The following is a 7,979-nucleotide window of genomic DNA, read 5'->3' on the forward strand; positions in this document are numbered from 1 at the left end:
CGCATGCTGCGGCCCGCAGCCGCAAAGCGGGGCGGCGGCAAGGCCCGACAGGACCAGCACGCGCCGGCGCGGCAGCACGGCATCGCAGCGGATGGGCATGGCGGGCCTCCGGGCGGAACGAACCGCCCGTCAGGACGCCGCGACGGCCGCTCCGGTTTCCGCGAGGGCGACGCCGGGCATCGGCCCGCCGTCCCGCCCTTCCTCGACGGCATGGCAGGCCACCACCGCCTCCGGCGTGTCGCGCGCCGGGATCAGCTGCGGCAGCTCCGCACGGCAGCGGTCGTTGGCAAGCGGGCAGCGCGGATGGAAGGGGCAGCCCGAAGGCGGGTTGATCGGGCTCGGCACCTCGCCGCCGACCGGGATGCGCTGCCGCCCGGTCATGTCGAGGTCCGGGATCGCCTCCATCAGCGCGCGCGTATAGGGGTGCCGCGGCGTGGTGAAGAGCGTCTCGGCCGGGGCGAGCTCGACCACCCGCCCGAGATACATCACGCCGACGCGGTCGCTCACCTGCCGCACCACGGCCAGGTTGTGACTGATGAACAGGTAGGTCAGCCCCAGCTCGCGCTGCAGGTCCTTCATCAGGTTCAGGATCTGCGCCTGCACACTGACGTCGAGCGCCGAGGTCGGCTCGTCGCAGACCAGGAATTCCGGGTTCGAGGACAGCGCGCGCGCGATCGAGATGCGCTGCCGCTGCCCGCCCGAGAATTCGTGCGGGTATTTCTGCCCGTCGAGCGGCGAGAGGCCGACATGGGTCAGCAGCTCGGCGACGCGCGCCTCGATCTCGGCATCGGTCTTCAGCAGGCCGAAGGCGCGGATGGGCTCGGCGATGATGTCCCGCACGCGCCAGCGCGGATTGAGCGAGGCGTAGGGGTCCTGGAAGATCATCTGCATGCGCCGGCGCTGCGTGCTGTCGGCGCGCGCCTGCGCGAGGTCCTGGCCGTCGAAGATCACGGTGCCGCGCGTCGGGCGATAGAGCCCGACGACCAGCCGCGCCACGGTGGACTTACCGCAACCGGATTCGCCCACCAGCGACAGCGTGGTGCCCTTCGGGATCGAGAAGCTGACGCCATCGACCGCGCGCAGCATCCGCTTGCCCTCGCCGGCCAGCAGCCGCTGGATTAGCGGGCGCGAGACGTCGAAGAAGCGCGCGACGTCCTGCGTCTCGAGCATCGGCCGCGTGTCCGCGGCGGGGATCATGTCAGGCATCGGCGCGCACCTCCGCCGCCTGCGTCCCCGATGCGGGATCGTAAAGCCAGCACGCCGCCTGCGTGTCGCGCGCCGGGATCAGCTCCGGCCGTTCGCTCCGGCAGCGGTCGAAGACATGCGGGCAGCGCGGGTTGTAGGCGCAGCCCTTCGGGATGGCGGAGAGCCGCGGCATCGAGCCCTCGATCTGCTGCAGGCGCTCGAGCCGGTGCGAGATCGGCGGGATCGAGCCCATGAGGCCGATCGTGTAGGGATGCGAAGGGTGCTTCACCACGTTGCGCACCGCGCCGATCTCGGCGATGCGGCCGGCATACATGACCGCGACGCGATCGGCGGTCTCGGCGATCACGCCCATGTCGTGCGTGACGAGCATCATCGACGTGCCCTTCTCGCGCGCCAGTGTCTTGAGCAGCGCGATGACCTGCGCCTGGATCGAGACGTCGAGCGCGGTGGTCGGCTCGTCCGCCACGATCAGCTTCGGCTCGGCGCAGAGCGCGAGCGCAATTACCACGCGCTGCCGCATGCCGCCGGAGAACTCGTGCGGGTAGCTGTCGATGCGCTGCGCCGCGGCGGGGATCCCGACCAGCTCCAGCCACTCGATCGCCTTCTTCCGCGCCTCCCCCGGCCCGATCGGCAGGTGGGTCGTCATCGTCTCCACCAGCTGGCGGCCGACGGTGTAGAGCGGGTTCAGCGTGGTCAGCGGATCCTGGAAGATCGCGCCGATCTCGCGGCCGCGGACGGTGCGCATCTCCTTGTAGGGCAGGTTGTCGATGCGCCGGCCGGCGAGGCTGATCGTCCCGCCCGCGATCCGCCCCGGCGGCTCGAGCAGGCCGATGATCGCGGCACCGGTCATCGACTTGCCGGCGCCGGACTCGCCCACCACGCCGAGCACCTCGCCCGGATGGATGTCGAAGGAGACGTCGTCGAGCGCGACCAGCGTGCCGCGTCGCGTCGGGAACTCCACGCGGAGGTTGCGCACCTCCAGCAGGGGCCGTGTGTTGGACATTCTAGCGCAGCTTCGGGTTCAGGGCGTCACGCAGCCAATCGCCCAGCAGGTTGACGGAGAGCACCAGGACGATCAGCGCGACGCCGGGGAAGATGGTGATCCACCATTCGCCGGAGAACAGGAAGTCGTTGCCGATGCGGATGAGGGTGCCGAGCGAGGGCTGCGTCGGCGGCACGCCGACGCCGAGGAAGGACAGCGTCGCCTCCGCCAGGATCGCGAAGCCGAGCTGCAGCGTCGCGATAACGAGCACCGGGCCGAGCACGTTGGGCAGCACATGGGTCAGCATGATCCGCCCACGGCCGAGGCCGATCACGCGTGCCGCCTGCACATATTCCTTGTTGCGCTCCACCATGGTGGAGCCGCGCACCGTGCGCGCGAAGGACGGCCAGTTCGAGAATCCGATGGCGAAGATCACGACGTAGAGCGCGATCTGGTCATGCACGTCGCGCGGCAGCGCCGCGCGCACGATGCCGTCGATCAGCAGCGCGATCAGGATGGTCGGGAAGGTCAGCTTGATGTCGGCGATGCGCATCAGCACCGCATCCACCGTACCGCCCATGTAGCCGGCGACGAGCCCGGCCGTGACCCCGATCGTCACCGACATGACGACCGCGAGGAACCCGACCAGCAGCGACACGCGCGCGCCGTACATGATGGCCGAGAGCACGTCGCGCCCCTGGTCGTCGGTGCCGAGCAGGTAGGTCCGCTCGCCATCCGCGTCCCAGGCCGGCGGCTTGAAGGCGTCGAGCAGCTGGAGCGAGGCGAGGTCGAAGGGGTTGTGCGGCGCGATCCAGGGCGCGAGCACCGCGCCGCCGATGCAGATCGCCGCCACGATCGCGGAGACGACCGTGACCGGGTTGCGGGTGAAGGACCACCAGAGGTCGCTGTCGAAGAAGCTGCGCACCGCCTGCATGTCAGTGCCCCTTCCCGCCGCCGATGCGCAGCCTGGGGTCCACCGCGAAGTAGAGCAGGTCCACGATCAGGTTGATCGTCACGAACAGCGCCGCGATCAGCAGCAGGTAGGCGGCCATCACCGGGATGTCCGCCGCCCCCACCGACTGGATGAAGAGCAGCCCCATCCCCGGCCACTGGAAAACCGTCTCCGTCACGATGGCGAAGGCGATGATGGCGCCGAGCTGCAGGCCCGTGATGGTGATCACCGGCACCAGCGTGTTCTTCAGCGCGTGGCCGAAATGCACCGCGCGGTTCGTCAGCCCCCGCGCGCGGGCGAACTTGATGTAGTCGGTCCGCAGCACCTCCAGCATCTCGGCGCGCACCAGGCGCATGATCAGCGTCATCTGGAACAGGCCGAGCGTGATGGAGGGCAGGATCAGCGCCTTGATGCCGCCCCAGGTCAGGTAGCCGGTCGACCACCAGCCGAGCCGCACCGTCTCGCCCCGGCCGAAGGAGGGCAGCCAGCCGAGCCAGACGGAGAAGGTCAGGATCAGCAGGATGCCGATCAGGAAGGTCGGCAGCGACACGCCGATCAGGCTGAAGGTCAGGAAGAAGCGGCTGAGCCAGGAATTACGGTAGAGCCCGGTGTAGATGCCCATCGGCACGCCGACCAGCAGCGCCAGGAACGCCGCGGTCAGGGCAAGCTCCAGCGTCGCCGGCGCGCGTTCCACGATGAGGTCGAGCACCGGCCGCGACAGGCGGTAGGACAGGCCGAACTCGCCCTGCAGCGCGTTCACCACGAAGCGCCCGAACTGCACGAAGAAGGGCTGGTCGAGCCCGAGGTCGCGCACCAGCGCGTCGCGTTGCGCCTGGGTGTAGTCCTGGCCGAGCATGATGGCGACCGGATCGCCGACATAGGCGAACATCGCGAAGGAGATCAGCGCCACCGCCAGCATGACGGGCAGCGCCTGGAGGATCCGGGAGATGATGAAGGCTGGCATCAGCTGTCCTCCGCACCGCGGGCCAGCCCTAAAGAGCCTGCCCCCCGGCGCGGCAAAGAGACGTTCAATTCACGACCATCCAGCGGAAATACGGCTGGTTGTTCGCCGCATGCGGGATGGAGATGTTGGACCGCATCGCCCAGGGGATCATCTGGTGATGCAGCGGGATGTGGGGCACGTCCTCGCGATAGAGCCGCAGCGCCTCGCGGATCGTCTCGGCGCGCTGCGCGCCGGTCTCCACGCCCATGCGGTCGATCAGCGCGTCCATGCGGGCGTTGGAATAGCGCCCGTAGTTCCAGATGCCGTTGCCCGGACGGCCGTCCCGCGTGCGCAGCAGCGACTGGAAGGAATAGAGCGCATCCAGCGTCGGGACACCCCAGCCCAGCATGTAGACCGAGGTGTCGTCGCGCTGGATCTGGGCGAAGAAGGGCGCGAGCGGCTGCGCCTTCAGCTGCGTCCGCACGCCCACCCGCGTCCACATCGCCGCGATCGCCTGGCAGATCTGCTCGTCGTTGATGTAGCGGTTGTTCGAGCAGTCGAGCGTCACGCCGAAGCCGTTCGGGAAGCCGGCCTCGCGCAGCAGGGCGCGCGCGCGCTCCGGGTCATGCGGCAGGCGCACATCCTCCTCGCGGACGTAGCCGTTCACCTGCTCGGGGAAGAGCGTGCCGGTGACGATGCTCTGGCCGCGCATGATGGTGCGCTGGATCGCGGCGATGTCGATCGCATGATAGAGCGCCTGGCGCACCCGCAGGTCCTTGAACGGGTTGCGGCCCCGCACGTCGGAATAGAGCAGCTCGTCGCGATACGTGTCGAAGGCGAGGAACAGGGTCCGCACCTCCGGCCCTTCCACGACGCGGATGTTGCCCGCCTGGCGCAGCCGGTTCAGGTCCTGCAGCGGCGGGTCGAGCACGAAGTCGATCTCGCCCGAGAGCAGCGCCGCGACACGCGTCGCATCCGACCCGATCGGGCGGAACACGATCTCCGTCACGTTGCCGGCGGGCGTGGCCGAGCCCGGCGCATCCTCGCGCCAGCCATACCAGTCGTCGTTGCGGCGCAGCACGGTGCGCACATCGGGCTCGCGGGAGGCCAGGCGGAAGGCGCCGGTGCCGTTGGTGTTGCGGACCGTGTGCATCTCCTCCCGCGCGCGGGTGTTCTGCGGGCGCGTGGCGTTGTGCCGCTCCGACCAGGACTTCGACATGATGTACACGGAGGCGAACTTGTTCGGCAGGATCGGGTCCGGCACGCGGGTCACGATGTCCACCGTGAACTCGTCCACGCGCTCGGCGCGGTCCACCGTGTCCACGAAGATGCCGTAGTTCGAGGTCGGCTGCAGCGCGCGGGTGACGGAGAAGACGACGTCGTCGGCCGTGAAGGCCTCGCCCTCGTGGAAGCGCACGCCCTGGCGCAGCGTGAAGCGCCAGCGGGTCGGCTCCACCTGCTCCCAGCGCGTGGCCAGGCCCGGGCGCAGCGTCAGGTCGGCGTTGCGCGCGATCAGCGCATCGTAGATCTGCTGCAGCACCATCGTCACGGTGCCCACGTTCTGGCTGTGCGGATCCATGGTGTTGGGATCGCCCGAGGCGGACCAGCGCACCGTCCGCGCCTCCGCCAGGGAAGCGAAGCCAAGGCCCAAGGCCATCACGGCGGCGGCTGCCGCCATCCCCAATCGTCGCATCCTTCGGAACTCCCGGTGTCGCGGGTCTGGCCGCCCGCCTTCGATGCCGAGCAGAAACCGGGCCAATATCCCGTCCCGCCCCGTCGCGGAAGCCCGTGATGGCCGTCCGGGCGGGTCCCGGGTCAGCCGGGCGGACCCGGCGGCGCCCGCCCCGCCCCGCCCGCCCAGTCCTTGAGCAGCGTGTAGCCGACCGCGAGCAGCACCGGCCCCAGGAACAGCCCGAGGAACCCGAAGGCCAGCACCCCGCCGATCGCGCCGAGCAGGGTCAGCAGCAGCGGCAGGTCGGCGCCGCGGCTGATCAGCCAGGGCCGGATTATGTTGTCCACCGAGGAGATGCCGAGCGCGCCGTAGAGCCCCATGAAGACCCCCCAGCCCCACTCGCCCTGCACGAAGAGCCAGATGGTGGCCGGGATCCAGACCAGCGGGGCCCCGACCGGCAGGATCGAGATCACACCCGCGACGACCCCGAGCAGCACCGCCTGCGGCACGCCCGCGACCCAGAGCCCGAAGGTCGTCATGACCCCCTGCACCACCGCAGTGCCGAGCAGCCCATAGACCACGCCCCGCGTCACATTGCCGGTCAGCTCGATCAGATGGCGGGTGTGCGCCCCCCCCAGCCGCTCCATCCCCCGCTCCGCCATCGCGGCCATGGCCGGGCCGTCCCGGTAGAAGAAGAAGGCCAGCAGGATTGCCAGCAGCAATTCGGCAATCCCCGACAGCACCGCGACCAGGATGGAGAGCGCATTCTGCGCCAGCGTTCCGGCATAGGGCTCGAGCGTCCCGAACAGCCCGGCCAGCGTCGTGTCCCACCCAGCGAACCAATCCGCCACGTAGGGTCCGATCACCGGCAGCGTGATGAGGAAGCGGGCAACGGAGGGCAGTCCCTCGGTCAGCATGCTCTCGAGGCTGCGTTGCAGCGCCTCCACCTCCTCCCGGCTGGTCGGCGCGGCGAAAGCGATGGGCAGGCCGATCAGCAGGAACATGACCGCGACCATCACACTGGCTGCCCAGCCGGGCGACAGGCGCCCGCGCTCCCGCAGCAGCTTGAAGGCGGGCCAGGTCGTGTAGGCCAGGATTAGAGCCCAAAGCAGCGCCGAGACGAAGGGCCGCAGCACGAGAAAGCAGCCGATCCCGAGCCCGATCAGCGCGAGTAGGCCGATCACCCGCGAGGCCCTCAGCGGGTCCTGCTCCATGCCGTTGCTCCTCCGGCCCGCACGGACCGCCCTGCGGGCTTAGCCGAACCGGCGCCCCGGCGCATCCTGCCCCGCCAGGCGGGCCCTTGCCGCCGCGCCCGCCGCGCGCCATCACGGTCGCAGCCAGGAGGGACACCAGGATGCCGCGCTTCGCCGCCAATCTGTCGATGATGTTCAACGAGGTGGGTTTCCTCGACCGCTTCGACGCGGCCGCGAAGGCCGGCTTCAAGGCCGTCGAGTTCCTCTTTCCCTACGATTTCCCGGCCGCCGAGATCGCCGCGCGGCTGAAGGCGACGGGGCTCCAGCAGGTCCTGTTCAACGCGCCCCCGGGGGACTGGGCCAAGGGCGAGCGTGGCACCGCGGCGCTCCCCGACCGCAAGGCCGAGTTCCGCGAGGGCTTCCGCAAGGCGCTCGACTACGCCGCCGCGCTCTCCTGCCCGCGCATCCACGTCATGGCGGGCCTGGCGCCGGCCGGGGCGAAGCACGACACGCTGACCGCGACGCTGGCGGAGAACCTGGCCTGGGCCGCCGAGCAGGCCGCGCCGGCCGGCATCAAGCCGGTGATCGAGCCGATCAACCACCGCGACATCCCGGGCTTCTTCGTCAACACGACCGACCAGGCCGCGGCGATCATCGACGCGATCGGGCCGGAGAAGGTCGGGATGCAGTTCGACCTCTACCATTGCCAGATCACCGAGGGCGACCTGGTGAAGCGTGTCGAGAAGCACCTGCCGCTGATCGCGCACATGCAGGTCGCCGACAATCCCGGCCGCAACGAGCCCGGCACCGGCGAGGTCAACTGGCCATTCGTGTTCCGCAGGATCGACGAACTCGGCTTCCGCGGCTGGATCGGCTGCGAGTACCGCCCGGCGGGCGAGACCACCGCGGGCCTCGGCTGGTTCACGCCCTATCGAGCGTGACCCTTGAACGCGCGCCGCGTCGCGGCGCGCCCTCAAGCGCCGGCGGCGGCTCCGCCGCCTTGGCTCGCCGCACTGGCGGCGGGCCGCATT

Annotated in this window: 7 protein-coding genes; 1 reads left to right on the plus strand and 6 read right to left on the minus strand. The window is 69.9% G+C overall.

The window, feature by feature from the left end; all coding sequences use genetic code 11:
* Window positions 1-129: 129 nt before the first annotated feature.
* From L2I40_RS14395 to L2I40_RS14420, 6 genes are all read right to left on the minus strand, one after another.
* Complete coding sequence (locus L2I40_RS14395) at window positions 130-1,206, minus strand: ABC transporter ATP-binding protein (RefSeq protein ID WP_237215750.1); 1,077 nt, start codon at window positions 1,204-1,206, stop codon at window positions 130-132.
* On the minus strand, window positions 1,199-2,209 hold the full coding sequence (locus L2I40_RS14400; RefSeq protein ID WP_237215752.1) for an ABC transporter ATP-binding protein: 1,011 nt from the start codon (window positions 2,207-2,209) through the stop codon (window positions 1,199-1,201). The genes L2I40_RS14395 and L2I40_RS14400 overlap by 8 nt, the downstream gene beginning before the upstream one ends.
* 1 nt (window position 2,210) lies before the next feature.
* Window positions 2,211-3,122 carry an ABC transporter permease gene (locus L2I40_RS14405; protein ID WP_237215753.1) on the minus strand — a complete coding sequence of 304 codons (912 nt, stop codon included), beginning with the start codon at window positions 3,120-3,122 and terminating at the stop codon, window positions 2,211-2,213.
* Between the two features lies 1 nt (window position 3,123).
* Complete coding sequence (locus L2I40_RS14410) at window positions 3,124-4,104, minus strand: ABC transporter permease (RefSeq protein ID WP_237215755.1); 981 nt, start codon at window positions 4,102-4,104, stop codon at window positions 3,124-3,126.
* Between the two features lie 64 nt (window positions 4,105-4,168).
* Complete coding sequence (locus L2I40_RS14415; protein WP_237215756.1) at window positions 4,169-5,761, minus strand: ABC transporter substrate-binding protein; 1,593 nt, start codon at window positions 5,759-5,761, stop codon at window positions 4,169-4,171.
* Between the two features lie 137 nt (window positions 5,762-5,898).
* A complete protein-coding gene (locus L2I40_RS14420) occupies window positions 5,899-6,969 on the minus strand; it encodes an AI-2E family transporter (protein WP_237215758.1) in 1,071 nt (356 codons plus the stop codon).
* A 140-nt stretch (window positions 6,970-7,109) separates the two neighbouring features.
* Here L2I40_RS14420 and otnI point away from each other — a divergent pair, with 140 nt between their 5' ends.
* Window positions 7,110-7,889 (plus strand): 2-oxo-tetronate isomerase, encoded by a 780-nt coding sequence (otnI, locus tag L2I40_RS14425; protein ID WP_237215760.1) that lies wholly within the window; start codon window positions 7,110-7,112, stop codon window positions 7,887-7,889.
* The last annotated feature ends 90 nt before the right edge of the window (window positions 7,890-7,979 follow it).

Source organism: Falsiroseomonas oryziterrae (assembly GCF_021864505.1).
Taxonomy (GTDB): domain Bacteria; phylum Pseudomonadota; class Alphaproteobacteria; order Acetobacterales; family Acetobacteraceae; genus Falsiroseomonas; species Falsiroseomonas oryziterrae.

Coding starts and splice junctions, on each gene's coding strand:
- L2I40_RS14395 (WP_237215750.1), bottom strand. CDS start 1,206: ATGCCTGACATGATCCCCGCCGCGGACACGCGGCCGATGCTCGAGACG.
- L2I40_RS14400 (WP_237215752.1), bottom strand. CDS start 2,209: ATGTCCAACACACGGCCCCTGCTGGAGGTGCGCAACCTCCGCGTGGAG.
- L2I40_RS14405 (WP_237215753.1), bottom strand. CDS start 3,122: ATGCAGGCGGTGCGCAGCTTCTTCGACAGCGACCTCTGGTGGTCCTTC.
- L2I40_RS14410 (WP_237215755.1), bottom strand. CDS start 4,104: ATGCCAGCCTTCATCATCTCCCGGATCCTCCAGGCGCTGCCCGTCATG.
- L2I40_RS14415 (WP_237215756.1), bottom strand. CDS start 5,761: ATGGCGGCAGCCGCCGCCGTGATGGCCTTGGGCCTTGGCTTCGCTTCC.
- L2I40_RS14420 (WP_237215758.1), bottom strand. CDS start 6,969: ATGGAGCAGGACCCGCTGAGGGCCTCGCGGGTGATCGGCCTACTCGCG.
- otnI (WP_237215760.1), top strand. CDS start 7,110: ATGCCGCGCTTCGCCGCCAATCTGTCGATGATGTTCAACGAGGTGGGT.